The sequence below is a fragment of the Entomomonas asaccharolytica genome (assembly GCF_016653615.1).
Classification (GTDB): Bacteria; Pseudomonadota; Gammaproteobacteria; order Pseudomonadales; family Pseudomonadaceae; genus Entomomonas; species Entomomonas asaccharolytica.
Window position 1 is genome coordinate 2,539,314 of sequence record NZ_CP067393.1, and the last position, 26,577, is coordinate 2,565,890.

Sequence of the window (26,577 nt, forward strand, 5' to 3'; positions counted from 1 at the left end):
ATAAATAACCTAATTTTTAGGTTCTCTTTTGATTTTTATAGAACCTTCTTTTATTTTATTTTTTACATTGGGGTTAAACACATCACGCCCTGTATTTAGTTCTATTACATGGGTTTCTGCTTGTTGTTGTAACCACTGAACCTCGTTAAAGGTAGCCAGTATGCCAACTAAACATACATTGCTATCAATCACTTTGGTATTAATAAATTGTCCTGATTTTATGCTTTTCCCTATATAGCCTTTATAAAAATGATTCATGTACAGAGCATTACTATAATCTAATGTTTTAGCCCTGTTTTTAAAATAGGAAGCATATTTTTGACCACTGACTGAGGCGATAGATAACGAATGTAAGTATTTACTCATCTATCAGTTCCTCTGAATACACGAACTCTTTCCAAAATCCATTGGTGGTATCGTAGTAAATTTCATACGATTGGTGGGCTGCTGAACCAAAATAATTAATGCCCAACTCAGGGTATAGGCTTGGCAAATCAGGCTTGGTTAGCTCAGTTTTGTCTGACTTATTAATAAAAAATAGTTGTCTATCCCATGAGGTAGGATTTCTACCATTCCATAGCACATAACAGCTTTCTTCATTAACAGGTAATACTAAACTTCTACGAAAGCCCATATTTTTAACAGTAGCAATATAGCCACTGGTATTTTGTTTTATAGCCCATTCATTAGCAGGGTAGATAATATTTAAGTAATCAGTACTTTCAAAAGGTATCAACCCTTTAAAAATTTGTTGTCCTGCATAAGTAAATTGTTCATTGTCTTTTAAACCACCACTATTAAGCTTTTGGTTATCTAATAAGATACCATCGCCATTGTCTTTAAAAGTAAATAATGCCAGCTGCATACCTGTATCTGTAATAACTGCATTAAAATAACTTTGAGGATAATATTCATCAGGTAAGATATAGCGAATAACATTATTATTAACATCCTCTAAAGATAAGGTTTTATCTATTCGATTTGTTTTAAAGTATCCATATAAATTAGGGATACCACAAATAGAAGAGGTATTGAATCCTTTGCTATGTTTGGCGTGTACGATTGAGTTTTTATAAGCTCCAATAGTTATATCATTATCAGTAATCCAGTTAATTCTTGCTTTATATTTATCCGTTATCGTTCCTGCACCACCATAGTCAAAACACATAAAATGTAGATAATCGTCATGGATAACAAAAGTATAACTGTATGTACTATTATATTTTGGGTATGGTTCACCACTCACTACTGTATCATAGGGCGTATGAGCAAAATCTAAGATAATTCTTTCAACAATACCCATTTTGAGAATCGCACCGTTGAAAGGGTCTGTTAATAACAATAATAATAATTGATCATGTATCTTTTTGAAAAAATAACGATAATTCTACGGGTCTAATCATCAGATACGGTCTCCATTTGTGCCACAAGAATAGAGTTGGCATTGGAGGCAGCAGCAGCTATTTGTGCAAAAGACTCTGCTGCTCTAGCTACGGCTGGATTAAAGGAAGGATCAGGACGATAAGCATCTATTTTAAGTTTTTCGTAGGTATTACCAGCATCCAATTGAGCGGTGGCAGCCGTTAGTTTTAAACGCTCAAAACCCAGTTCATTATCATAGTAACTGCCTAATGCTCTGTAGTAAGCATTATAGATATTGGCTTTGGCTTCGGCTATTCTGGTTTGATAGTTAGGCATATCCATGAATAATTTATAGAAATCAGCCATTGCTTTTAATAGGGCAATTTTTAAATTAATCGCCTGTTCTACTGCAAATTTGAGTAAATCGAGTTTGACATTGATCTCATTGATCATGATTTCTTTATTGGCTACTGAAATAGTATCACTGGCATTTTCTTCTACTTGGGCAATGGCTGATACCATTGCACCCATAGGAAGAGTAAAGCCACGACTAGAGAATTCAGCATAGATTTGATTTTTCTCTATGTGAGCCGTTTTATAAGCATTATCCCTTGCCTGATTCCACACTGCCCTAAACACTTGTTCACTGTTGCCATACGGGTCTTCGCCTGAAATCACTTTGCATAGCCATTCTTCAGGTAATGTTCTTAGGCAGCATTTGAGCAATGGGAAGTATTTATCTATAAGCTTCTCTGCTTCAGTATCTAGCCATTTAATAAAATCATTATCTAACCCATCAGGAATAAGGTCATCTATAGATAAAGAAGGTGGTGGTATATAAGGTTTATTAAATTGATAAGATAGATTATGTCTGCTGACATTGCCCAAATAATCAGAAAATCGTATTCTGCTAGCTGTTTGTCTGGCTTGACTGATGCCTTCGCTAACAGTTTGCATGTTGCTATTTAATACTGTATCTACTGTAACAGCCATTTTAACTACCTTCTAATTCTACGCTGTGATAAGCCCACTTCAAATTCAAGGCTATCTATTTCTGCATACGTTATATCTTCTAATACTAAGTTCATGCGCCAATATCGCCCTGCCACACCTTTGGCCATAAAGGTTCTGCGCTGGCTTTGAGTATCCTCGAATCTGTAAACGTTGGTATGTTTGTCATCTACCACGACTTTTAAATACACATCACCATCACTACGAATACCAAGATAAGCAGATGAAACACGTTTGATATTAGGCATTCCCCAGTCTTTTGCGCCTATATCTAGTTCGGCATTGATTAGTTGTCCGTTATCGGTAATACCCGTTAGGCGATAGAGGCCATCTGACTTAATGCCATAGGTAACACCATTACAATTAGCGAAAGATGTAAAATCAAAGTTGTCATACAAAGATAATGCGAAATTAGCGACATTGACTGCATACTGGTAATTTTTAGTATCCTGTGGTGAAACTTGGCTAATTAATTTGATTTTTCTTCAAACAGGAGTTGCAAAGTGGTAGCAAAATCAATTTGTTCATTAATATAAATTGATTCATTTCCATCAATGGTAAATACTAAAGCAACCTCTATGCTATCTTGTATTTCAATGGTTTCAGTAAATAATAGAACGGTTATGCTGTCGGTAGTTTGTTCGGTATTGATAACGATATATTCTTGTAAGTCTATGGTGTCGCCTGTCTCGTTACTACTGGTAAATGATCCCGTTGGTAGTGGTAATTGGTTTATAAACTCAGCATAGTATTTCCTATCCGACATGATCATATTACGAAGAGGAATAGGTGTTAAAGCTAGATCAGCTACACCACCATTAATAGCTAGCATAGGTAGCTGAACAAGAGCTGGCATCATGCCAAGAAAAACACCTATTTGTATTGGTGGTGAAGGATCACTGGTAAAGGGTTCTGTCTGGATAGGTATAGCTGATTCAAAACCACCATAAAATTCTTGAAAGAAATTACCCTTTAAATTAAGTGGATTAAAAAAGTAGTTACCTACATCTAACTCGCCTGTTAATGCTGGCATCACGCCATTAAGTAAATTACTATCAATATTGGAAAAGCCACCAGTCATTGTTATTTTTGCTATAGCGAGATTATTATCAATGCTGATAAATTCAGGATTATCAACAAAGTCATTAATCATATAGAGGGTAGATTCTGCAAAGATATTGCCCTTTATGGTGTTATTACTTTTATAGACTGTTTCAAACTCTCCGTCTATTTCAGCAAAGTAGCTTATCTCACCTGATAAAGCTCTGATCATAAAGCGTGGTCGGTACATTAGCTCTACATTGACAATCTGTTTTATAACACCTGATTCAATAATATAGCTATGCAAACTACCATCTAGCTCATTGACCTTAAATAGAAAGCCATGTGCTACATGGTAATAATTTCTTATGTCTTTACCATCAGATAAACCGCAAATAATACCTATAAAGTTCTGTGGCACATTAAAAGAGAATTGGCAATTATCAGCAAAACTGACTACACTAACTGCACCAGCGTTCCAGCCTGTCATCGGTTTAACAGATTCTTGTGAAGGTACTGCTGGTTTGCCAGGTATTGCTGGGTAGCATACGGTTTCTGGTCGATACTCGGACACAAAGCGTACTGTACCATTTTCAAAGACTATTTCTGTATGTAGCTTATATTCCACTCTACAAAAAGCAGGTCTACCAACTTCAGCAGGTATTTTAGGAATATAAGAATAAATACCTGTTTTAATTAATTTGTTCATGCAATCGTTGGGAAGTAATAACCACCTGACCCAATAGGGATAATTGCACCTGTTGTAATATCAGGGTTGGTAATAGTTAAGTCTGCGCCCATATCACTGACTGTTCCCTGTATTCTGACTTCGGTTGTCGCTACACCGTTAGTATCAGATTCTTTTACCAATCTATAAAACGTTGCACGCCCCGTATTGATGGCTGTTCCATTCCACTGTTGATTACTGCTTTTAATCACTCGCCCTAATGAGTCCACTTCAAATTGAAGCGGTGAACCATCAGATGCCCTAATCTCTACTAACATAGTGGCTGATCCAATAGAATCATCTGCGGTATCTGGTACATTACCTGCAAAGAGGCGTAATACAGTATTGTCGATAGCCTCTTTTAATGAGGATGTACTACCTATTTGCAGTGCTAATGCTTTTGAAATTTTAATCATAGTGTCACCTTATAAACTTGTACCTGATAAATAAGAAAGTCTGGTTTTAACCTTTAGTTCTTCTGAAACGGTTTTTGGCGTAGATAACCTTGCAATGGATAATAAAATGCCATTACTAGAGCCTTTAATGTCACTGGATACTAAGAAATAGCCATTGATCGTTTGTTCTTCAGCAAAGGTAAAGATGGCTGGATTACTGATATTTGAAAAGGTATTATTGCTATCAAATAATTTATTCCATAAAGGGCGGCTAGTTTCCTGATAGCTGATTACTTCTCCTATATTGGGAATATCAGCAGCTTTAGAAGCAGCAGTTGGCACATAGTTACCCTTAAAGATACCGCAATAAAAATTACTAATAGGTGGTGCATCACCAAAAGGAGAACGCATTAAGAAAGCAACACCTTCATTGGGGATCAGGTTATGTTCTTGCCATTGATCCACGATATTGCCTTGTTTGTCGTAGACTGTTGACTCCCATACAAAACCATCTAATACAATACGGTCTAACATGTGCATACCTCGCCATCTATTTCAATTTCCCAATAATCACCAATGGCAAGGTTATTATCAGCATGACTATTTTTATCTAATGAATTAACAATAAGTTGTCGTCCATTGTGTTCTAAGTACCCTGCTGCACCTGATGCCTTGACTTCTGGGGCATAGATACCTTTGTTGGGAGTTGCTAGTTCGCCACTCATACCAGCGACCACTTGTCCATAACGACAAAACCAAGCAGCACGCCCATCAGGTAATGGGGTATATGTACCTTTGATTGCATCTGTATCAGATACTTTGACTTGGTTTATTTGGTCGTTTTCGAGGCTGGATATAAAGTATGTCTTATCTGCTACTACATAAATACCATCTGCTACAGGTGCGATAATGCTAATAGGTGATGGATACTGTAAGAATCCTCTATCTGCTCTAATTAAATGAGGCATAAAAGGTGCTGAGAAATACAGGTAGTTGTCGATACTACCAATAATCACACCATGATAATTAACTAGGTTGGTGACATAAGGGAAGGGATACATATTGCCAGTAGCAAGACGTTTAGTATCTGATTCAATGTTAAGAATGGTATAACTATCATCAGCAATACCTTGATAATATAGAATCTCTGAATTTTGTTCAGTGGCGTAAACGTTGCTTCTAATGTTACTGTTAATTTGAATAGAGCTATTATCAGGTACATCTATAAAATAAATATCTGCACCTGATTCTTCGCCCCCTTCGCCATTGCTAGTCACTGCTATCTTATAGCGTCCACCCTGTAAATTACCTGATCCTAATGTTATGTTGAATTTAGGATTAGCAATTATCCATTGCTTAACTACTCGGCCTTTAATCCGATAAGATTGGTTGGCAATAATAAGATAAAGCTGCTCGTTAAATAACGTACCAGCTACAGTTCCATTCTCAGGCACATTAATTAATGTATCTGAAGTACCTGTTAATGTATCAAAACAAATTAGCTGATCACCATCGACAATGATTAAATCATTGCCAATGCTAAATAATGCTCTGATATTTTTTCCTGCTAATACTTTTTCAAAGCCAGTACGTAAACTAAGTAAATCACCAGCATCTAAATTAACAATGCTTCGTACAAAGCCATCTGGTAATCGTTCAATGGCTGTCACATTATTTGATCCTAACGACCAATTAATTACACGTTCCATATCCACTCCATAGCTATAGGTTGAATAGCTGAACGTCTACGTAAATTTTGGTCTTTAATTTGTTGGCATTTTTGTTCAAATAAAGCTAAGTTAGTAGCGGCTCGATTAGGATCAAATATGTCAGCATCAGCAACACTAAAGGCTGAATACTTAATGTAATGCAGTAATACACGATAATCTTCTTCATCAATGTCTGGTATTGCTTGATTAATATCTTCTAAAGTTAATCGTTTAAGTGGTTTTCTAATGACTCTTAACTGGATATTAACTGGATAATGGTATTTTTTAGTTAGGATCATTTCCCCTGCTTCGCTATTCAGTAATAATGAATAGGGGTTAGGATCAGCTACATTAGCAGAGATAATACGAAGATTATCCCCAGTTTCTCTAACAATAGCATTTTTGATCTCTAAAATACGTTGATCAAAAGGTAAAATATGCTGCCCAACAGCTACATAGAGTTGAGTTAATGCACTTGTTGAGTCGTAGAACGACATTGTTTTTTTTGCAAACTCAGTTAAAGCATCGTTTAGATAATTTACCAACATAAAATCACTGGTAAAGTAAGGTGCTTGAGTGTCCTTTTCTTCTTCTCGATAAACTTTAACGAGTTCGCAAGCTTTCATTACTGTGTGGCCTCTTCTTGGAAAGCTGCCCATGCTTTATTTAATTGAGCCGAACTCACTTTAAAGCCAGCATGTTTAGTGACTGCATCAAGATTAGGATAACCAGCACTGTTATATTCATCAGGTTGTAATTTCTTAATGGCTTCCACAATAGAAGTAATTACCTGATCTTTATTAGGCTTATCTTCTTGCTTAATTTCTACCATATTTTTGATAATACAGCCCATCAACGCTGCTTTTTGCTGGAAGCGTGAGCTAATATCTGTTCCCTTGCCGCCTTTTTTTTCAACAAGTGCTGAATGCCCTGATTCCAAACAAATAACTACTTTTTCTTTACCCACTGGTGGTAATACGGTAATAGTTGCTATAGACATTATTTAATCCTTACTAACGTTATTAATAATCCAGTTGGATTTATCTACACCAACGTGGTCTACAATTAAAATCGCCTTACCTACTTCATCCGTAATGACAGCATCAAGGGTTAATTTAATTTTGTTTAATACATTGGTTACTTTGCCTGTCACTAATAATGGCTTAACAGTTTCTGTATTAAGTGGCGTACCTGCTAGATAACAATCAGCCGTTTCATCATCACCAATCTTGATAGTGCCACTATCAAATGCTTCTTCTACAATAAAATACCCACCTGTAATAATGGTGTCGGGATGAAGAGCTAAAGCATAACGTTCCGTACGTACTGAAAAATCACTAGGGTATAATTCAATAACGGTGCTACCACTGTATTGATGACGTGAATGTTTAGTGATAAATGCCTTATCTGGCTTGTTACTTGGTTGTCTGTTCATTAGTCATCTCCTAGTATTGCACAATCAACAGTAAGCACACCAAAGTCTTCTACCGTGCCTGAGTAGCTAGAGGGGAATGTTGGTTTTAGGAAGCCAATAATACGACCATGTGCTACACCTATTTGGTTACCATAGTTAAATTTCTCAGTATCCCAAGTACCATCACCAATACGGGCAAAGGCTACCGCCTGACAACCAGCTAAACCTATACGCACACCGTTGACTTTACCATCTGCGCCCCATTTCTCACCTGCTGGAGCATGTAAAGTATTAAAGACTCGTTCGGTTTCGTGAATTACTGCACCATCATGGGTAACGATAGCACCCGTAAACCAAGGGTTATTTTTGCCACGTTCAGAGGCATTGATAATAGACTTCATAAAATCAGGGTCTTTTTTAGTTCCCCAATAGCAGTAGCATCCATAAAGATGATGTAGTGCTTTTTACCACTGACAATTAATGGCTTGATATTGTGACGCTTAGCCATTGTAATCATGTCGGTAAGCATTTTATGGTTAGGCGTATCAGTTGCAGTTAGTACGTTATTCCCCGCTTTTACAAGTTTGCCACCTGACCAAACACGATAACGGTTTTCAGAAGGTGCTTTGACATCTTTAGCAAAGGCTAGTTGTTGGAAGGTAGGATCATTACGTTTAGAACCATCTAGGTTGTAGTCATAGCTAATGCCTAACAAGGTTAAAAATGCTAGTTGATCTACACGATCAGCTAACCATTCAGAGAGTTGTGGATTAGCTACTTTGGCAAATTGAATATTACCTCGCTGGTCATCCATACGACCTACGTTTTTAACCGCATGACTTAAACGATCTAGGGTAATCTCCTGATCATGGGCAGTCATTTCTTCTTCATTGCCCACTAATTGATTATCACCAGCTACCCTGTCTTTCATGAGAGGAGCTAATAATTGAAAGATAGCTTTTGCACCTTGCTTAGTTTGAGTAAGTTCAGTGACATAGGTAAATACAGCCTTTGCACCTTTACCTAAAAACTTAGGAAGTTCTGATTGTTTTTAGCTTCATACCAGATGTCTTTACACCAAGCTATTTTTTGCTTGGATTGCTGTTCGGCAAAAGAGGTTTCCGCCATAATAAAATCTCCAATATTTAAATTTAGTTTCAATGTCTTTGATTTAACGTCCATTGACGAAGAAACGACCTTTAAATGCTGTCGGCGCATACCTGTTTTACGTCCAGCAGACGAAGAACACTATTCTTAGTGAACGAGCTTTAAATTAATAAAGCGAGGATTATGGATAGAGGATAAGTTTTAGACTATCGAATAGGAATAAATATAGTAAACTTCCTCTATCCATGTGAATTAAGTTATGTCCTTTTTAAGGTTTGTCAAGTTTTTTCATATATTTTTAAAATACTCTAAAATTATAAAATAAATAAAAGATACTTTTTATTTAAGTCAAAATAACTAAGATAAACAAAGCTATCATATATAAATTACAACTTAATAAAGGAATAAATATTATGGATGATTTATATCAGACGCTTGGTTCTTACGATCCTTACTCTTTGAGAATAAAAATAAATAAAACATATAGAGAACCTTCTGAAAGAGGCTTGGGAATAGATTCATTTAACAAACGTGATTGTGCAACTTTATTTCATGAATTTATACATCAATTGCAAAATACATCATCAATTGTTGGTTTTCAGCAATTCAATGCTATGGTATCTATTTGGCATAATACAAGAAATATCATATACGATCCTAATGATAAAGAAAGCCATACCCATCGAAACGAAGCAATAAAAATATTAAAATACTATCAATACTATAATAATGACAAGCCACAAAAAAATGGTTTACTAAAAATAACCTCAATAGGTGGCGTCCAAGAAATAGCAGAACAAAAGTTTACAAATAATCCAATTAAAATAAATTATTGTTTCAACGACTCGAAATTCGAGTTAAATTTTGGTATTGAAGAGTTTTATGAAAGTTGTGCTGATGCCCTAGAACGATTTTTTTGTACACGCATAAAATTAGATATTACTCCTGAGTTTGAATCAGATTCAATCCCTTATAAAATAGGCGAGAGTATAGCTAAAAAAATCCATCCAGAATGTAGCGATTATCGTTTGATTGTTTTTATGCTCACAGCATTACAACATTCTTCACCTCATCAATGTTTTGTTTATTTAGTGAACCTTTATGGTAATGATCAGTTTACTGATGAACAAATTAGAGGGCTTTGTGAAAAACATACTAAAGAACTTATTGAAGGTAATGTAACGTGGATAGAAGATACGAAAAATATATTAGAAATTGGATTTCCTCTTCCTGACCCCTGTTTAGGTGATGTTGTTAAAACATTCAATAACTCCATAAATAACAATCTTAATAAGCGGAAAGTTACCCCTTTTGTAGAGCTAGATTTTTTAGAGCGTATAGATGAAAATAATTTTAAAGAAGAAATAAAATTACTTATTGAGTCTTTTGGAGGTTGCATAATTTATGCTATAGATCAATCTGGTAATTTACCACCTAAACCAGATAAAATAGTAATAGGTGATAGTGAGTCAAATTACCACAACAATCATAAAGGATGGCTAACATTTATCGTTTCTATATATCTTGCAATAAAAAATAAAATAGAGATTAATTATGATGGAAATTATGAATGCCCTGCTATTTTATATTGTGATCATGAATACAAGAGCAATAATCTTGCTTTTTGCAAAAAAACACCACATAAACATCCTGAAGCATCAGGGAATAGAGATAATTGCGCACATCAACTAGCCAAATACAAAGCATTAAATTTCCCCACACAAACTTGAGAGCAGCTTCGCGACTACTACAGCTAAGTTGAAGAAAAGCGATAATAACTACACAATTTAGAGATCGCTAGACCAAAACGATCTCTATGACTTGCATGATTAAGCTAACCTCTTATTAACTTTCAAAATCAAACCTACCACCATTATCTCTAAACTTTTCATACTCTTCTTCAGTCATATCAGCAGGATCAACAATTATATCTTTACCTGATGTGCCTTTTTTGGAGATTTGTGGTGTAGCTTTATTAGCACGTGCTAACTGTTCTTCAACTTGTTCCTTGGTTAAGGTTGGTTTTTTCTGCGTAGACTGAGTAGTTTGTCTATTGGTTAGCTTCTCTACTTTAGCTACTGCATAATCTAAACTTTCCTTAAAAGTTTTAGTACCACTTTCAAGACTAGACTTAAAGAATGCACTAAATACTTCAAAGGCATCAGGATCAAAGTTAGCTGATTCATCATTTAAATAATCATACTTTTCTAAAAACTCATTAGCATATTGTTGATTTTCAGCCTGAATAGTCTTTGCTTGTTCTTGTTGCTTAACCTCTTCCCTTTCTTTAATCACTTTTTCAGCAATTTTTAGTGCTTTCTCTTCAGTTAGCTTGTCATGGTAAGCATCCATTTGTTCTTGGATTTCCAGTGCTTTATCATCATCACCCATTGCCATTGCTTCATAGTAATCACGTCTCAGTTGCTTAATATTTACTTCTGGCTCTTTTGGTGGCTCTGGTTCTTTTTTGCTTTCAGTAACAGAAGCAACTCCTTTCAAACGAGCAAGCTCTAATTCCATTTCACGATACTTTTGGCTAAGTTCATTAGCTTCATGTACTTTTTGCTGAAATCGCTGATAAGGTACAGTTTTAGGAGGTTGATTAGTTGTTTCCTTGACCTCTTCTTGTTGTTCATCAATTATTTCTTCTGTTGATTTATCTACTGTTTCTTTATTGGCTTCTGCCTCATCTGTTACTATTTCTTCATTGGTAACTTCATCAGCATCAGGGTCATAAGGTAAATCATCATTGATAGTGTTAATTGCTTCATTTGACATAGTAAATACTCTCTCTTAGGTTATTAATCAATTTGTGGTGTTCTAATTCCCTGCATCATCCCCACATCAGGATTAGCAGGTGTTAAAGGATTGGTATTAGTTGGATTAGCTAGTTCAGCTTCGGGCATTTGTTGTTCAGGTGCAGCTACAATAGGTGGTTGATCTTTATCTTGATAACCTGCTGATTTTAATAATTGGTCAGCTATAGGTGCTGTTTGTGGTGTAGCAGCTATAACATTAGCAGCCTGTACACCGCTATAGACTGATTCAATACCTTTATTAACTGAATCAGCTTTGATTCTTTCGGCTTCAGCTTGTAGTTTTTCAATCTTAGCCATCACTTCCTGTAGTTTTGCTTCATCTAATGGATTAGATTGTGGTTCTTGCATTTTGGTGAGTGCATCTAACATGTCTTGTTTATCAGTAATATTGCTGTATCTAATTAAAATACGGATAAATTCAGGACTAACTACTTGTGGTACTTTGGAAGCTAGTTCTATTAGTTGGTTAAACTGGCTATTATCAAAGGTGATCTGCATAGGTTGTTCACTGATCACTACATCATATTCACCAATGGTAAGATCATTTAAAACACGACCATCATCTAAGGGATAGTTAAGATAAATCTCTTCACTGATTTGTTGACCGTCTATATCAGTGTTGGTAATACGTCTAGTACGTGGCAAATCATAGAAGGTCTGGATTAGTTCAATAAATAATCGTCCTACCATATTTCTAGTACGAGATAATGAGTCTAAAGCTAAAGCAAGTTGTTGCTGTGCTGCAAATTGGCGACTCTGGATAGCTACCCCACTTATTTCCTGTCCTTGTTGCCCTAACATGACTTCATTGATACCTGTTACATCATGAATTGCTACAGTTGCTCTATCAGTTAAGTTGGTAATACCTGAAGGAATAGGATTAGGTTGTAATTTAAAAGGTACTTTTTCTGATGGAGTATCTTTCTTCAAAATTAAATTAATGCCAGTGGTAGAGCCTACTTCGCTTAATTGCTCATTGGACATATTAGCAAGGGTATTTTCCCAGCTAACAAAACCACTGTTAGCCGTAGTATTCACAATATGCAGTGATTGACTTAGTGTTTTATTGAGTAGTTTTTGTGGGTCTTTGGCATTATCGACTAGGCCAAGGGTAAGACCACGCCTAAACATAGGGAAGTATGGTATTACGGTAAAATGGTTGTAAGGTGAAATTTCGTTGTATAGCACTGCATTGGAGGTAGTAGCCACTCTTCTTACTACCCTACGTTTCATTTTATGCAGAAAATATCCATTTGCTACTAAGTGGTTTTTTTGCTCATCTTTGAGAGCATGAGCCATTCTAATGTCGCCTGTAGGTGTAATAAATACTTCTACTTCTTCAGTTACCCAATATTGACGATCAATAATTCTATAACGTTTTATGCCATCACTACATAATCTGGCACTGTTGGAATAACTACCTGCAAAACTATTACGTGTTTCTTCTTCATCTAGTCCATCACCAAAGTTGTTAGAGGGTTCTTGTGCCTCTAATAATGTTTTTAATTGTGATGGGTTAATATCATAAGTACTAGCAATTTCATCTATGGTAAACCAACGAGTAACTATAACATCTTGCCAGTTATCAGGGTCATAGTCGTTAGCATCAGGATCAGGTATAACATCCAGTGGATCAAGTATATTTATTGAGATTTCACCAAGAATAGTATCATCGTAGCTAATACCTATATCATAGTAACCACGCTTCATTATTAAACCATCTGCAAAAAGCTCTGTTTCTTTCCAATGAAAATTAATATTGTCGGCTATTTGCATTGCTAGCTTGGATAAAGTAGCTGCTAGTTCATCATTAGCCATACCACCACGAGGACGATAGCTAATATCTGCTCGATTGGCGATCTGATAGCCAATGGCTGCATTAATCCTCGGTAGAATTTGGTTAATGGTTAAGGCAGGTTTTTTAAGGCGTTGCATGACTGCTAGGGCAGCATCTGACCACTGCTTACCGAGATAGAAGGCTTCATTTTCTTTGGCTTCTTGGCAATAATCACTATGTCCTTTACGCATACCATAGTTATAACGTTGCCAATTCATAGCACATAGTTGACTATCATCAGCTTCTTTTATATCAGGTTCTTCATCTACTATCATATTATGCAGCCATATAGTCTAAATCTGAGTTGTTAAGGTTTTTCTGCCAATCTGGTGTGTAACTGTCATCTGCTTGGATAGGTGTAGCAAAGGTTAAAGCTAGAGCATCACCATCATCAGGGGATTTACCTGTTTCTTTTTTGATTTTTTCTTTTGAATCTAATTTGATTTGCCCATTGTGGGTAAAGGAGTAACTAGGTGCGGTTAAATCCATGTGTAAACGGTCAATGTCTGGAATGCTTGGCGTAATAGGGTCTACTATCCAATCAGCCATTTCTCCCCACATTTCAGCACGTTTATTGTAGTATTTACGTGGATCGCTAGGTTTTGCATTGAATATCACAGGTGTTACACGATCACCAAAGCCCCACAATACTAATAAATCGTAAACACCAGCACCTAAACCGCCTGTAATATCAATAAACATCATACGAATGGTAGGATCATTGCGTAATAGATTGGCACAGATACTAGCTACTTCTGGCACAGATAAACCGTTATATGATCCTTCTTTCCAAGCTACACGTCCTTGCCTGTGGTAAATACTGGTATCATCATCACCATAGCGAGCCACATCTACACCTACTACATGCGCTCCTATGCGTTGCACATTGGTTGCTAATTGCTTTCTTGCTCTGGTTACTGCAAACGTATTAACTAATGGCTGATGGCCTACTTTTTGGAAGGCTAGATCACAGGTAGCAGGGTATTCTTGGTTAAATACGTCTTTACTACCGTTAAAATCTGAGAATATTTTGTTAGCTCGCCATGCCATTTGCTGAATATCAAGGCCATAGGTTTCCATATACTCAAGATCATATTCATTTAGCTCTAAATCTTTGCTTGGTTGTTTCCTATATTCTTCTTGGATATACCAAGGCACAAAGATAGGGATATAATCAGACTTACCTGCTACTGCTAATTTCCAACGCTCATGGAAAAAGTTCATACCATTGGCAGTAGATTCTAAAAATATTTCTGTACCTTCTTTATCAGGTATGGCTTGCCCTAGACCTGCCATAATGTCGATACCAAAAGGCCAGTAAGCTACTTCTGAGCCATGAAAAAATTGTGCAGTAAATGAACGTCCAGTTGATTTATTACGCGCTGTAGCAACTCGATAACTACTATTTAGCTCCGAAAAGGATAAAGCTTTAGCATTTCTACTTTTAATCTTTGGCTTAAACTCATCATGGCTAAGATCATAGTAGTTTTTAGCCATCTGGAATAAGTTATCAGTAGCATCAAGATCATGGGTAAGAATAAAGGTTTTCTTATGAAATTTACTAGAGGTACGTTTGTAAAATCTAGCACCTACATAGGTACTTACGCCTTGTTGTCTACCCTTCACACAGATAGCTCTTACTTTGCCTGTCTCTGATAATTGTCTCTCTACGGCATCATGTACTATCTTTTGTGCTTCATTCATATAGAAAGGTACTATTTCACCATCTTTATCAATGATCTTAAGATTATTAGCAAAATAATAAGCATCATCTGTCATCATGCGCTTAAAATAGCTGTCAGCCGTTTTAGATGCACAATTAGACATCTTTGGCCTCACTTGCTAAGCGTGCTAATCGTTCTTCATAGGACTCGCCTTCTACTTCATCTGTTATATTGTAAGCTTGACGTTCTAAAGGGATTAGATTTTTAAGAGTAGTAGATAAATCACGTAAGGTACTGGCATGAGTAGGCAAAGCAACAGCTTTTAACATAGCACTGCGCCTAGCTATGGTTTGATCCTCTTCTGTTTCAGATAAGATAGCTGCTTCTATTTCATTTCGATTAGTAGCTGCTTCTTGGAGTTGCCCCATAAATAGATTAACTAGCTCTCGTCCTGTGCGAATATCATTACGGTGGTGTTTAATCACTTGGATATTGGTTAATGCTGCTGCTTCGATATCCTCGCGCGTGGGGGTGGTGCTTTTTGGTGCTTTTTTTGGTGCTTTTTCTTCTTGTAATGTTAGTAAACCAACTTGTGTAAGACTATTGATTTCTTTGGAATGATCACGAAGCCAACCATACTTATTAGCACGTCTAACTATTACGCTATGATTAGGCATTTTGTACTTTTCTGCTATAGCTCTTACAGATAATTGCCCTAATCTGTAGTCTTTTTCTATTGCTTGCCAGTTATATTTAGCCATAACCTATAATCACCTTTATCTCTCCAAGTTATTCCACTGATAACAATATTCAAATTATGTCCCTTTATAATGTTGTCAAGCCGTTTTTATAATTTTCAGGCAATAAAAAACCCACTAAAGTGGGGTTTTTATTAGATTCAATTTAATGTTATTTTAAGTTATTAATTTCATAATTTATCCACTGTTCATTTACTTTCATTAAACTATTTAATTTGTTTTTCACAAATTCAAGCATTACACCATCCTCTTTGCTTAACACTTCAAGCTCCTCCTCTATATCTACATAATCTAAATAGTCTTCGAGCTCACGGATAAATTTAAAAATTACTCTTGATGTTACCTGTGTTGAAAATAAAATGTTAATCAGTTCTCTAATTAAACCCATGTTAAACTCTAAAACATTTTTATCGTTAGCTAAATCATCATAAAGATCATGATCATCAATATAATCTCTTTTTTCTTCTATTTTATTAATTAATATTATTTTTTGGAGTTTCACTACATATTGTTCAAACAAAATGTTACTTTGTTCAATTATTTTTAATATATTCATTAAATTATCTTTTTTTCGTTTTTGATCTAACTTTTCAGCTTGAATGACTACTTGTGCATTTTGATACATTACAATTAATGTAGATAGTATTATCGAAAAAATGATTCCTACTGCTTGTACCCCAGCGAAAAAATCCTGTTTATGGCTCTCACCACCTGTATAAAAATAGACAAATATTAAAGCTAGGACAAAGTATAAAGTTATTGATATAATAGCTTCACCAGTAGTAGTAGCTTTACTCCAACATGTTTTTGGCCAAAGGTATATTTTTCTTAATATAAATAGAAACCAACTTTTATTAAAATCTAATAACACTTTCATAAATTATTTTCGTTTCTGATATTATTTGAATGCTGTAAACTGCGATTTTGCATATATCTTCCCACTATCTGTCAATCTGATATATTTATGCTCAAAAGTATTAGGATTGACAAAGTTATCATCTACTAAAAAGTTATATGCTTGTTGTATATCAACAATATTACAAGATATATTCATACAGAGTTCCTCACATATTTTTCCCCCTATTAACATATTATTATTTTGACGCAAACATGTTAGGAGTATTTCATGTGCAAGACCATAGACATCTGGAAATATTCTAATTCTTCCTTGATTCGTAATTTTATAGTTGGAAGGACAAATAACATTCAAATCTCCCCTATTAATTTCTCCTTGAATGAATTCATTTTCAATCAAATACTCATGAATACATATTAGTTCTGAACTTGGATATTCTATTTTGAAATTATTACATATTTCTATAGCTTTTTCATTTGATAACTCACCATTATATAAACAGTTTAAAAACTCTAAAGCTATATCTTCTACTTTTTCTTGATTAATGTTCATATTAAATCCTTTTAAACATATTAGATTTCGAACTATAACAATTTACTCGTAAATATTAAAAGCAATTTTTACAAATACCCTCTTGTTTTTGTCATTTTTTATAGTATCTCAATAAACTCATCTTTCATATTCACTAAGAATAATCATTAATTTTATATATCAATAAAAACTCATAATACTATGCATTTAAAATCATTATTAAAAATAAAATCCTTTTGATATATTGATTAAATTGAAAGCCAAATAATGTTAGAGTTAAAGACCTGCAATGAAAAAAGTGATATTTATTATTCTTATAAGTAGTTTGTTAATAAGTAATTTAGGTATGGCTCACTCTGGACGTACTGATAAAAACGGTTGTCATAGAGATAAGTCAACAAATACTAGACATTGCCATTAATCAATAATTATCTCCAAGACACTCCAGCAGTAATAAAGAAATGGTATACCTAAATATGGATAAAGAACTTGAACACCCAATAAACCATCCTTGGCCTGAGTCTATTAAAAGATTGCAAGAGTTGACTAAATTTACATCTTTACCTTTCTTTGAATCTGAAACAATGCGTTCAATCCAAAAACTTAATGAGGCCGCTACTAATAATCTAGCTTCCTTGGCTACAAGACAATCTGGACTTATGAAATTAGCTCAGTTGGCAGCAGAAAACAATAAATTGGCATTCGCTTGGCGTGAATCAACAGCTATAAAACTAGCTGGCGACCTCGCAAAATCAAATAAGTTTGCTTCTCTTGCACTACAAACACCAGAAGTTATAAGCTCACTAAAAATGTTTGTAGAAGCAACTAAATTATCAGGTTTATATTTTCAGCAGCCAGAAGCAGTAAAACACCTAGAAAATTTTAGTAAAACATTTCAATTACCCTCAATTGCCAAAAGTCAAATTGAGGTACTAAAACAATTTTCTGAGATAAGTAATCTTGCCTCGTTCAAAGCATTAACCAATTTAAAAAACTCTCCATTATTTAATCTTCCATCAGTAGACTGTTTATCAAATATTAGTCCCGAACAGATAATTGATAAATCTTTTTTAGAAATAGATTCCCAAATACGTGAAGAAGTGTTATCTACAACAGATTTTAATACTCTTTCAGAAAAAACTAAGAACATTCTTACTTATCTTTATCATTATTACTTTTTGCCTTTTTTTCTCAGTTGTTTAGTTACACACATGATGACCCAATCTTCTGAAGTTAGGAAAGAATTAGAACATGTATCAACTCCCGCAGAGGCAAAAGCATATGTCCGATCTTATAGTAAAAGTTCTGATTGGTTATCTCTAAAAGGATATCGTGTCACAATTGCAGATTCTCTTAACCTTAGGAATAAACCCAGTATAAAATCAGAAGTAATTACAACTTTGCCTTTAGGAACACTTGTTGAGGTTATAGATAAAAAAACTCACCGCTCTTGGCTTCTAGTTGAAGTTGAGGTAAATGGTGAGTTTGTACAAGGATGGGTTTCCAGACGTTATACAGATTATTTTAGATATTAATGCTATTACAAATACCCTCTTGCCCTTGCCATTTTATCTACAGACTCAGCCAACTTATTACGTCTTTTTTGTAGTATCTCGACACGCTCATTTTTCATACTGGCAGTTAATTGTTTATTAGCTCTAATTGCATTTATTTGCTGTGAATACTTATCTATTCTAGTTTTAGCATTGTTATACAACTGACGTGATTTTAATCTATTATCCTGCGCTAACTCTTTGGCATACTCTAGCTCGCCATTTTTGCGAGCATTTGATAGAGAAGCATAGACTTGATCTATTTTCTGTTGTGACTCATAGAACCTCGTCAAATACTTACTACCTGTACCAACATTTGAATTTTTAATAAAATCTCCTACCATAAACAGATTATTAACTTTGCTTAAATCTCGATTAGGATTACTAGGTAAATCTACTAAAGGTCTAGCAGCTAGATCAGTAATATTTAACACCTGTAAACCAAGCCAACCAAAATAACCACGTACAAGGTACTCTATACGCTGTGGTGAAATATTTAATACTTTTCCTGCTGCTATAGCTCCTGCACTGGTGGCTGCTGTATAGCGGTCTTTAGCTGCAAGTCGTTGTTGCCCCATATTATCAATAGGTGAGCCAAGGAAAGAGTTATAATTATTAGTTGCTTCTAAAGCTGGTTTTATTAACTGTGGCATAGGATTCATAGCTAGTTGATCAGCCAGTAAAGTAGTCAATGATCCTACAAAATCTTTGGTCGTGTAATCATTACTAGCTAAAGCGAACTCTAAACCACGTTCAACTACTGTGCCTAATGCGCCAATTTCAAATGGTTTAGGAATATATAACGCTTTATCTGCTAGTTTCACATACCAATAGTTATCCCGTACCCAGTCTGGCAGTTGTTTATAATCATCGTCATCTTTTTGTAGTAAATACAGTAAAGATGAAGCTAAAGCGACAGCCCCTGTTACCATAGCAAAACGTTTAGGATCATGTTTAGCTGCACGACCAAGTTTATACATGCCTTGTAGCCTTGCATTAAAAAAAGGTACTACCTGACTGAGAAAACGAATAGAAGCCCATTTGCCATGAGCTGTAAAGTTCATTAAATCACGTGCTTCAAAGCTTGCTTGTAAATGACTTTTTCCTGCTGCTATGGCTTGCTGATAGATAGCTGCCCGATTAACAGTTTCTGCTCTGTCTCCGACCTCCTTATACCAATTCCATGCTTCAAATAGAGCATGTTCTACTTTGGAGCGAGTATTTAATATCTGTCCTTCTTTGATACTAAGTTCTTTCATTAGTTTACGTAGTTGATAACCTTGGTTGCCATCATTCATAGAGCCAAAGCGAATAGCACCACCACCAGCCATTAGATGATTTAAGGTATTAGTGCCTATTTTAGAAGCATTAAAACCATCTATTACATTACTGATAGGATTATATTTTAGGTTAGCTACTGCGGTAGCCTGTAATGTATCTCTGATTAAATTTCTTAATCTAAAGGTAGGTGAGATTGTAACACCAACGGTTAAAGCTTTTTTAAAGCTACCCATGATATTAATCAGAGGATTATTCCAACCTTTGTGATTAATCATATTCAGCGCATCAAATACCAACGGATCGTTGACTTGGTAATATTCTTGTTGCCCACCTTCCATCACCCAAACAATATTTTGACCTCCTTTACGGTAGCCATTGGTGGATTGGTTGATATACTCACCTGCTCCTATTTTATCTAACTTATCAGCAATACCTAGATTAACCGCAGATTTAAGAGAGGTAACACCAGCTTGATTTTTCATGGAGGCAGTAAGTAGATGTGACCAATTACTGACGATATTGACTAATAAGTCATCCAGTGCCTTAGTACCACCTTTAAGTTTTTTAAATGCTTTCTGCCCCACTAGTTTATTAACATTACCTATACTGAAATTAGTATCTTCATCAGCAATACGATAAAAAGGTAAGTAAAAACCACTTTCCCACGTTTTACGATTTTCACCATCTATTAGCCCTGATTGTTCAGCAATATCCAATACTGCTTTGTTGTAGGCCATGAATTGTTTTCTAACTTGATTATATACCTTTGCCCTGCTTCGACCATCAGTCATAGTACCATCACTTAATTTTTTAAGCTCTTGTATATCACTATCTGTAAATAGGTTTTCTCGATCCTGTTGTTTTAATCGTTCTGCTCGATTAGCTGCCATCCAGCTTAACCATTCGTTAAGTTCATTGGTTTCACCTGAATTTAGTTCTGATAAAATACCAAATAATCCTCGCCCATCTGAATCTATATCTAATGCACCTTGGCTAAGTTTAGGTTTACCAAAGCGCAATAAAGCTTCTACTGCTCCCTCTGTGCCTTTTGACAGATGAGCTTGCATATAAGCAGTTTCATTCAATTCTTTTAGTGGTGCAAAGGAGTCAAACACACCTTGCACAAACTTTTTGCCTAGGTTTTCAGTCATACCTTCAATTTTATTTTTAATGCTTTCATGCTGGAACATAGCAAACTTGTTTTTCATTATGCTACGTTGTGCAGGTGAAAGACGATCCGATAAAGGTTGTGAGCTATCAATTTTGTTATCTAGCCAACTAAGACCACTGTCAATAAATTGGCTAAGACGTGAATATTGTTGATTATTATCGCCAATAGCTACTTTTCTCCCATTTTCTACAAAACGTCTCGCATTACCTAATAAAGAAGCTATATCATTAGTAGACCAATTAATAGGTAAACCTAATTTTCTTGAGAAATTTCTAAAAGCAGCCACTAATTTATTCCAAAAAGACATATTTTGAATATCATCTGTGGCTGCCATATCAGCAAGCACTTCTTCAGTCGCTAATAATTTACTATAGCCATACTGTTTTGACAGTTGATCTGCTTGTTGTTTAACTGCTGGATTAGTATTGTAGATATTATTTAAGATTGGATTTAAGGCATTACCAAATAATCCTCTTAATCCATAATGGCCTAATATCTCATGTTCAACCACAAAGGATGCATGTTGAGTCGATTCGATATTATCGGCAATTAAATAGACTGTGCCATTATGTTGAATACCACTGGCATCATCGGCATTATCTTTGTTTATTTTATGACGGATCGCTTCAGGTAAATCTTCTGTAGACTGAACAACGGTAGTAGCAGGTATATTTTTCCAATGTTTGGTAGTATTATTAATAAATGATCGTAAAGTTACTGCATTACTCCCCTGGTTAAATTTATTTCGTGAATACTGTTGATCTAAATGTAAGTTACCATTTTCATCTAAATATTCTTCACGAATAAAGAAGCCACCCTCTTTCTGGAAAGTATATTTATCAATTGCTTTTGCTTGCTCCTTGCTGATATTAGCTATAATACCTTTGATGACTTTACCTCTAGCTGTTGTATGTTCAACAATTAAAGGCTTACCATCATTAGCTAGATTAATCACTGGTTTATTTTCAGTATTTTCATTATTACTGATAATAAAATTATTATTTTCGTCTAAATACTCTTCACGAATGAAAAAGCCGCCATCTTTAGCAAAGGTATATTCATCAATTTTCTTGGCTTCACTTTTCGGTATATTGGCAATTACACCCTTAATTACCTTGCCTCTTCTGGTGGTATGCTCTACTAATAATGGTTTTCCATCTTCATCCAATTTTACAGTATCTTCTACTTCTATTTCATCTGTAGCTTCTTTTTGACGGGGTTTTAATTCAATATGTTCTAACCGATCAAATAATTCATTAATGGTTTTAGCACTCGTAAAGTCTAAATAGGTACTACCTTCATCAACATTATTTTTATCAATCACTAATATTTGTGTGCTAACACCTGTACCAGCTTTCTCAAAAGTAACACTAGGCATTAATATCCTAGCTTTAATATTAATACCTTGCGCTTCTTTAGTTTCCAAAAAGTCATCAAAACGTTTATCAAATTGTCCTGTAGGTACTAGAGCAACTACACGTCCATTAGGTTTTAAATGACGAAGTGCTTTTTCTAAATGCTCCATTGCTGTTTTACCCCCTGATCCGTAAGGAGGATTCATTACAATAGCATCGTATTTATTCACTAGGTTATGATTTTCAAAACGATCATTAATAATATGTGTACCAGCTCGAGATAATCCTATTCTTTGCGATAGATTATAACTAGGCTCTACCGCAGTAGCTTCAACACCATCAGGAATAAATCTGGCAATTGCGCCATGCCCTGCTGATGGTTCTAATACTTTATCTCCTCGCCCAACATCAGCCCATTCCACCATTTTGTAACCAACAGGTTCAGGCGTGGCATAATAATCAAATCCTTCCCGTTGATCTCTACGTTTGGTGTTTTTTTGTTGTCCATAGTAATAGGTTTTAGCAGCATCAAAACCACTGATTGCCCTTGCTAACTCTCTATCTAATGTTTTACCACCCGTACCATCCGTATCCAAAAACTCAACATCTGAAGCATTGGCATAGGCATCTAAGAAGGATTGTTTTAAGGCTCTGGCTTCATGTCCAAGAGCAAGGTTTTCAGCTGTACCAGCTCGTTCTGCAATTTTCCAAGTAAAAGCACTCGCTTCCCATCCTGTACCCGTTGTGAAGTATCGAATAATCACATTAGAAGCTTGTCCTGTTCGGTAAATGCGCCCCTCTTCCTGTGAAGCTGCTACTGGCCTAACAGGTAAACCTAGATTGGCTAAAACTCTCTGATGTTTACCTGTAGTATCGTGCATACTAATACCTTCACGACCAGCATCAGACTGTACCACAATCAGGTTATACCCTGAATTATCATCATTAAATAAAGCAACATTACGTTCACGTTGAGCTTTTGGTATTCTGCCATTGATAACTAATGTATTATCAAAATCCCTTGCAAATCTCTCAAGTGGTGATACCAGATCAGAAAAATCTGCTCTTAAGTGTGGTTGAGCTAGAATAGCTGCTATCTTTGCCCTTTGTGCGGTATCCTTAATATTACTTAAAATAACTTGGTAGGGGTTTCTTGCACCACCTTTATTAAAATCATGGAATACAACAACTTTACGTCCTAGCTTAATACTTTCCTTGATATAATCTACTGAATGTTTAGCTTTAATAGCTTCCAGCAAATACATACGTTCATGATAAGGAAATAATTTATGAAGTGCTGGTAAATCAGTTAAAGTATCATCTTTATCTTGAGCTTCCCTAATTTCTTCAAAAGCCTTATCTAGTCTAGTACCCACTGCATCTTCAGTAAGAAAGAATTTTCGGTCATAATCGTAAGGAATATCTAAACGTCTACCTGATAATGCCCCTTCTTTTTTTAGCCATTCATTAAATTCCCGTTCCATTAACTCACCATCAACATTACTATCTGGTCGAGTTAATTTGTTGTAGCGCATTCGATAACCAAAATGTTGGATAAAGAATCTATCATAAGCATCTCCTGAGTTATAACCTTGTGCTTCTGACTCTGACACAGGACTATAATCAAAAAGATAACCTTCAGCATAATCAACATTTTTTACATAGGCGAAAGGTGTTGCAGATAGCATCACTAGTTTAGATTTTGGTTTTTTTGCATAAATGGCTTCAGCTTCTTTTTCTTTTATACTCCACTGCTTATGAAGTACATCACGATCATCTAATAACTTTTCTATTACTGCCTCATCTGTTTTAGTTTTTTCTTGTTTCTTAGTTACTTTCTCTAATTGAGCTTTGATCTGATCTAAACCATCTCTATATTTTTTATAATCCTCATCAAAATAAGAGCGAGCAAAAGCATATTGACCTCTACCATGCCCTGTGAGCAACCTTAATTTTCTTAGGTAGGTGGTGGTAGTACCTTGTTCATCACTAGACAAATAATGAGATTCATCCGCTACTACTAAATCCCAATTCCGTTTACTAAGGGCATCATTACTACCAAAATTAGCATAGGTGGTGACTACTACACCTTTTTTACCATTATCAGTAATGCCCTCTAATTGTTTAGCAGCAACGTCTAATTTACCTTTAAGAAACTTGACCCAATCACGGACAATTTTGTCATTAGGAACAACAACGATAATATTATCTTTACCAGCACTAACAAAACGTCTTATTACCCCTGATCCTGTACCTGTTTTACCTGTTCCTGTGCCATTAGTAAAAAGAATCCCTAATTTGTCATTTTTAAATAAACGTTTTTCAGCTTTGTATACATCGTCAACTTGGGCATCAAAAAGAACAGGTAAGGCTTGTTTAATATTATTTTTATCAGCAAAGTTTGTGGTTATATTTTTATTGGCTGCTAATTGCCTGTCATATAAGGTTTCTGGCTCTCTTGTTCGACTACGGTCAATAATTTCTCTTGTTCTTGCTTGTTCAACATCCTGTCGTATGTCGCTATCGCTACTAACTCGGCTTTGCTCGCTATTTCTGGTAGTGGGCTGCGTAGCTCGATCTGTTGTGTTTCCGCTACGTACTCTGCTATCGCTGACCTTTCCATCAGCAACGGCATCAGTTCTTGATAAATCGTTACTACGTCCTCGCTCTGTGGATACTCTTTCTCCAGTTCGTTCGCTTGTTCCTCCAGTGCTTTGTCTAGCTCCTGTTGGTTCATCTGAAATAGTTTCTTGTACAGTGGTGTTTCTAACTCCACTGTTTTCGCTATCTCGTTCCATAGATACGCTGGCATCTGATACATCAATTTTACCTTCTCTAAAATCCTGAACAAACCTAAAGATATAAGGTTTAATTCCAGTTCCAAAATTATCTAATATAGCTTTCAAAAAGTCACGTAAGTTTTTACCTGCTTCTTGGAAATCCTTAAACATTGCTATAAAATGTGGCTTTGCTTTGGTATAAGTTTCCTCATCAAAAGATAAACCACTATTTAACCTACCTTTACCTCCAAAAAGCTCTAATAATCCTTTAGCACCATTTTTACCAGCACTTTTTAGATTAAATCCAAAATCTTTAGCTATCTTAGAGGCTGTTCTGTCTACTGATTGTTCATTGCTAACATCTGCCCTCTCTGCATTTGATAAAGTACGCTTAGTTTTAGTAGCAGTATTATTTTTTTTAACTCTTTGCCTACGTTCTTTCAATGACCTATCAGTCTCAACAGCCTTAGTCTCTGTTGCTAATTCATCAAGCAAATAAGTAAGTTCATCATCTGATATATTCGACATATCATTAGCTAAATCATTTACTTTCTGCTTAAGCGTGGTATTTTTATTATTTAATTCTAAACCTTGTTGACCATTAGCAGCAGCAATATCAATATCACGATCTGATCCAGTTAATTTAAAGTTATTAAGATCATTATCTGCTTGTTGTTTTTGTTGCTGTTGTTTTGTTTCATTAGCTAATTTTTGCTCTTTAACTAATCTAGCTTCTAGCTCCTGCCTAAGTGATTGTTCAGTCTGTTGCTGTAGATTAAAGTTAGTTATTTCTTGTTGGTTGCTAGTTGTTCTTTCAACTTCTGAAGTTGTTGTTCCTTCAGTTTGATTAACTCGCTGATCGTATTGCCGTAACTGGTCGTTAATTCTGGTTGAATCGGCTTCTGTGACTGGTTCACCTTCGAGGATGGTTGTTTGTCTTTGGAGTTCATTGAGTTGTTCCTCTAGTTGTATAAAGTAGTTGCTGGCATTTTCATCATAGAAACGTGCCTGTTGTTCAGCTTCTACGCCATACTGTTCACGTATGATACTATATTCTTCTTCTCGTAGCGCATTATCTTGTTCTAGCTTATTTAATAGGTCTTGCTCATACTGCTGTAAATAAGCCATTTCAGAGTTAAGGGCATAATGTTTTTTCTACCTGCTAGCTCATCTGCTATTGCTTGTTGAAGCCATCTAACACCATCA

The 26,577-nt window shown here is 35.4% G+C and carries 22 protein-coding genes and 1 pseudogene; 3 read left to right on the forward strand and 20 right to left on the reverse strand.

The window, feature by feature from the left end; all coding sequences use genetic code 11:
• Window positions 1–9: 9 nt before the first annotated feature.
• From JHT90_RS11800 to JHT90_RS15365, 13 genes and pseudogenes are all read right to left on the reverse strand, one after another.
• Complete coding sequence (locus JHT90_RS11800; protein ID WP_201091195.1) at window positions 10–366, reverse strand: hypothetical protein; 357 nt, start codon at window positions 364–366, stop codon at window positions 10–12.
• On the reverse strand, window positions 359–1,303 hold the full coding sequence (locus JHT90_RS11805) for a hypothetical protein (protein WP_201091196.1): 945 nt from the start codon (window positions 1,301–1,303) through the stop codon (window positions 359–361). Before JHT90_RS11805 ends, JHT90_RS11800 begins: the two co-directional genes overlap by 8 nt.
• 92 nt (window positions 1,304–1,395) lie before the next feature.
• A complete protein-coding gene (locus tag JHT90_RS11810; protein ID WP_201091089.1) occupies window positions 1,396–2,355 on the reverse strand; it encodes a hypothetical protein in 960 nt (319 codons plus the stop codon).
• A gap of 5 nt (window positions 2,356–2,360) precedes the next feature.
• A complete protein-coding gene (locus tag JHT90_RS11815) occupies window positions 2,361–2,771 on the reverse strand; it encodes a Rho GTPase-activating protein (RefSeq protein WP_201091197.1) in 411 nt (136 codons plus the stop codon).
• Between the two features lie 71 nt (window positions 2,772–2,842).
• Window positions 2,843–4,123: a hypothetical protein gene (locus JHT90_RS11820; protein WP_201091198.1), complete on the reverse strand. Its 1,281-nt coding sequence runs from the start codon at window positions 4,121–4,123 to the stop codon at window positions 2,843–2,845.
• Entirely contained in the window at window positions 4,120–4,557 is a 438-nt protein-coding gene (locus tag JHT90_RS11825) for a hypothetical protein (RefSeq protein ID WP_201091201.1), read from the reverse strand. Before JHT90_RS11825 ends, JHT90_RS11820 begins: the two co-directional genes overlap by 4 nt.
• Window positions 4,558–4,566: 9 nt before the next feature.
• Window positions 4,567–5,070 (reverse strand): hypothetical protein, encoded by a 504-nt coding sequence (locus JHT90_RS11830; RefSeq protein ID WP_201091092.1) that lies wholly within the window; start codon window positions 5,068–5,070, stop codon window positions 4,567–4,569.
• The gene (locus JHT90_RS11835; RefSeq protein WP_201091203.1) at window positions 5,064–6,245 is read right to left on the reverse strand and encodes a hypothetical protein; all 1,182 of its coding nucleotides are present in this window, start codon (window positions 6,243–6,245) and stop codon (window positions 5,064–5,066) included. Before JHT90_RS11835 ends, JHT90_RS11830 begins: the two co-directional genes overlap by 7 nt.
• Complete coding sequence (locus JHT90_RS11840; protein WP_201091205.1) at window positions 6,233–6,871, reverse strand: hypothetical protein; 639 nt, start codon at window positions 6,869–6,871, stop codon at window positions 6,233–6,235. Before JHT90_RS11840 ends, JHT90_RS11835 begins: the two co-directional genes overlap by 13 nt.
• A complete protein-coding gene (locus JHT90_RS11845) occupies window positions 6,871–7,245 on the reverse strand; it encodes a hypothetical protein (RefSeq protein WP_201091207.1) in 375 nt (124 codons plus the stop codon). The genes JHT90_RS11840 and JHT90_RS11845 overlap by 1 nt, the downstream gene beginning before the upstream one ends.
• 3 nt (window positions 7,246–7,248) lie before the next feature.
• On the reverse strand, window positions 7,249–7,680 hold the full coding sequence (locus JHT90_RS11850) for a hypothetical protein (RefSeq protein ID WP_201091209.1): 432 nt from the start codon (window positions 7,678–7,680) through the stop codon (window positions 7,249–7,251).
• Window positions 7,680–8,060, reverse strand: coding sequence for a phage capsid family protein (locus JHT90_RS15360; RefSeq protein WP_201091211.1), 381 nt, complete (start codon window positions 8,058–8,060; stop codon window positions 7,680–7,682). Before JHT90_RS15360 ends, JHT90_RS11850 begins: the two co-directional genes overlap by 1 nt.
• A pseudogene (locus tag JHT90_RS15365) lies at window positions 8,057–8,623 on the reverse strand (phage capsid family protein); the annotation flags it as partial. The pseudogene JHT90_RS15365 and the gene JHT90_RS15360, both read right to left, overlap by 4 nt.
• Before the next feature lie 556 nt (window positions 8,624–9,179).
• Between JHT90_RS15365 and JHT90_RS11865 the strand changes: the two are divergent.
• Window positions 9,180–10,496 (forward strand): hypothetical protein, encoded by a 1,317-nt coding sequence (locus tag JHT90_RS11865; RefSeq protein WP_201091214.1) that lies wholly within the window; start codon window positions 9,180–9,182, stop codon window positions 10,494–10,496.
• A gap of 115 nt (window positions 10,497–10,611) precedes the next feature.
• On the opposite strand, the gene JHT90_RS11870 is transcribed toward JHT90_RS11865, so the two are convergent.
• The 6 genes from JHT90_RS11870 to JHT90_RS11895 all read right to left on the reverse strand — a co-directional run bounded on the left by JHT90_RS11870 (window position 10,612) and on the right by JHT90_RS11895 (window position 17,252).
• Window positions 10,612–11,544, reverse strand: coding sequence for a hypothetical protein (locus JHT90_RS11870; protein WP_201091222.1), 933 nt, complete (start codon window positions 11,542–11,544; stop codon window positions 10,612–10,614).
• 23 nt (window positions 11,545–11,567) lie between these two features.
• On the reverse strand, window positions 11,568–13,697 hold the full coding sequence (locus JHT90_RS11875) for a portal protein (RefSeq protein WP_201091223.1): 2,130 nt from the start codon (window positions 13,695–13,697) through the stop codon (window positions 11,568–11,570).
• A gap of 1 nt (window position 13,698) precedes the next feature.
• Complete coding sequence (locus tag JHT90_RS11880) at window positions 13,699–15,249, reverse strand: hypothetical protein (RefSeq protein ID WP_201091224.1); 1,551 nt, start codon at window positions 15,247–15,249, stop codon at window positions 13,699–13,701.
• Window positions 15,242–15,847 carry a hypothetical protein gene (locus JHT90_RS11885; protein ID WP_201091225.1) on the reverse strand — a complete coding sequence of 202 codons (606 nt, stop codon included), beginning with the start codon at window positions 15,845–15,847 and terminating at the stop codon, window positions 15,242–15,244. Before JHT90_RS11885 ends, JHT90_RS11880 begins: the two co-directional genes overlap by 8 nt.
• A 148-nt stretch (window positions 15,848–15,995) precedes the next feature.
• Complete coding sequence (locus tag JHT90_RS11890; protein WP_201091226.1) at window positions 15,996–16,721, reverse strand: hypothetical protein; 726 nt, start codon at window positions 16,719–16,721, stop codon at window positions 15,996–15,998.
• 21 nt (window positions 16,722–16,742) lie between these two features.
• Entirely contained in the window at window positions 16,743–17,252 is a 510-nt protein-coding gene (locus JHT90_RS11895; RefSeq protein ID WP_201091227.1) for a hypothetical protein, read from the reverse strand.
• Window positions 17,253–17,577: 325 nt separating this feature from the next.
• Here JHT90_RS11895 and JHT90_RS15430 point away from each other — a divergent pair, with 325 nt between their 5' ends.
• Both JHT90_RS15430 and JHT90_RS11905 read left to right on the forward strand, forming a co-directional pair.
• Window positions 17,578–17,652, forward strand: a complete 75-nt coding sequence (locus tag JHT90_RS15430) for a YHYH domain-containing protein (RefSeq protein WP_407926494.1) — start codon at window positions 17,578–17,580, stop codon at window positions 17,650–17,652.
• Window positions 17,653–17,707: 55 nt separating this feature from the next.
• The gene (locus tag JHT90_RS11905) at window positions 17,708–18,766 is read left to right on the forward strand and encodes an SH3 domain-containing protein (protein WP_201091231.1); all 1,059 of its coding nucleotides are present in this window, start codon (window positions 17,708–17,710) and stop codon (window positions 18,764–18,766) included.
• A 5-nt stretch (window positions 18,767–18,771) separates the two neighbouring features.
• Here the strand turns inward: JHT90_RS11905 and JHT90_RS11910 are convergent, their stop codons facing one another.
• Window positions 18,772–26,499: an LPD38 domain-containing protein gene (locus JHT90_RS11910; RefSeq protein ID WP_201091233.1), complete on the reverse strand. Its 7,728-nt coding sequence runs from the start codon at window positions 26,497–26,499 to the stop codon at window positions 18,772–18,774.
• Between the last annotated feature and the right edge of the window lie 78 nt (window positions 26,500–26,577).

What these genes read in the sequence shown, in the direction of transcription:
- JHT90_RS11800 (WP_201091195.1), bottom strand. Translation starts at nt 366, where the DNA reads ATGAGTAAATACTTACATTCGTTATCTATCGCCTCAGTCAGTGGTCAA.
- JHT90_RS11805 (WP_201091196.1), bottom strand. Translation starts at nt 1,303, where the DNA reads ATGGGTATTGTTGAAAGAATTATCTTAGATTTTGCTCATACGCCCTAT.
- JHT90_RS11810 (WP_201091089.1), bottom strand. Translation starts at nt 2,355, where the DNA reads ATGGCTGTTACAGTAGATACAGTATTAAATAGCAACATGCAAACTGTT.
- JHT90_RS11820 (WP_201091198.1), bottom strand. Translation starts at nt 4,123, where the DNA reads ATGAACAAATTAATTAAAACAGGTATTTATTCTTATATTCCTAAAATA.
- JHT90_RS11825 (WP_201091201.1), bottom strand. Translation starts at nt 4,557, where the DNA reads ATGATTAAAATTTCAAAAGCATTAGCACTGCAAATAGGTAGTACATCC.
- JHT90_RS11830 (WP_201091092.1), bottom strand. Translation starts at nt 5,070, where the DNA reads ATGTTAGACCGTATTGTATTAGATGGTTTTGTATGGGAGTCAACAGTC.
- JHT90_RS11835 (WP_201091203.1), bottom strand. Translation starts at nt 6,245, where the DNA reads ATGGAACGTGTAATTAATTGGTCGTTAGGATCAAATAATGTGACAGCC.
- JHT90_RS11840 (WP_201091205.1), bottom strand. Translation starts at nt 6,871, where the DNA reads ATGAAAGCTTGCGAACTCGTTAAAGTTTATCGAGAAGAAGAAAAGGAC.
- JHT90_RS11845 (WP_201091207.1), bottom strand. Translation starts at nt 7,245, where the DNA reads ATGTCTATAGCAACTATTACCGTATTACCACCAGTGGGTAAAGAAAAA.
- JHT90_RS11850 (WP_201091209.1), bottom strand. Translation starts at nt 7,680, where the DNA reads ATGAACAGACAACCAAGTAACAAGCCAGATAAGGCATTTATCACTAAA.
- JHT90_RS15360 (WP_201091211.1), bottom strand. Translation starts at nt 8,060, where the DNA reads ATGAAGTCTATTATCAATGCCTCTGAACGTGGCAAAAATAACCCTTGG.
- JHT90_RS11865 (WP_201091214.1), top strand. Translation starts at nt 9,180, where the DNA reads ATGGATGATTTATATCAGACGCTTGGTTCTTACGATCCTTACTCTTTG.
- JHT90_RS11870 (WP_201091222.1), bottom strand. Translation starts at nt 11,544, where the DNA reads ATGTCAAATGAAGCAATTAACACTATCAATGATGATTTACCTTATGAC.
- JHT90_RS11875 (WP_201091223.1), bottom strand. Translation starts at nt 13,697, where the DNA reads ATGATAGTAGATGAAGAACCTGATATAAAAGAAGCTGATGATAGTCAA.
- JHT90_RS11880 (WP_201091224.1), bottom strand. Translation starts at nt 15,249, where the DNA reads ATGTCTAATTGTGCATCTAAAACGGCTGACAGCTATTTTAAGCGCATG.
- JHT90_RS11885 (WP_201091225.1), bottom strand. Translation starts at nt 15,847, where the DNA reads ATGGCTAAATATAACTGGCAAGCAATAGAAAAAGACTACAGATTAGGG.
- JHT90_RS11890 (WP_201091226.1), bottom strand. Translation starts at nt 16,721, where the DNA reads ATGAAAGTGTTATTAGATTTTAATAAAAGTTGGTTTCTATTTATATTA.
- JHT90_RS11895 (WP_201091227.1), bottom strand. Translation starts at nt 17,252, where the DNA reads ATGAACATTAATCAAGAAAAAGTAGAAGATATAGCTTTAGAGTTTTTA.
- JHT90_RS11905 (WP_201091231.1), top strand. Translation starts at nt 17,708, where the DNA reads ATGGATAAAGAACTTGAACACCCAATAAACCATCCTTGGCCTGAGTCT.
- JHT90_RS11910 (WP_201091233.1), bottom strand. Translation starts at nt 26,499, where the DNA reads ATGGCTTATTTACAGCAGTATGAGCAAGACCTATTAAATAAGCTAGAA.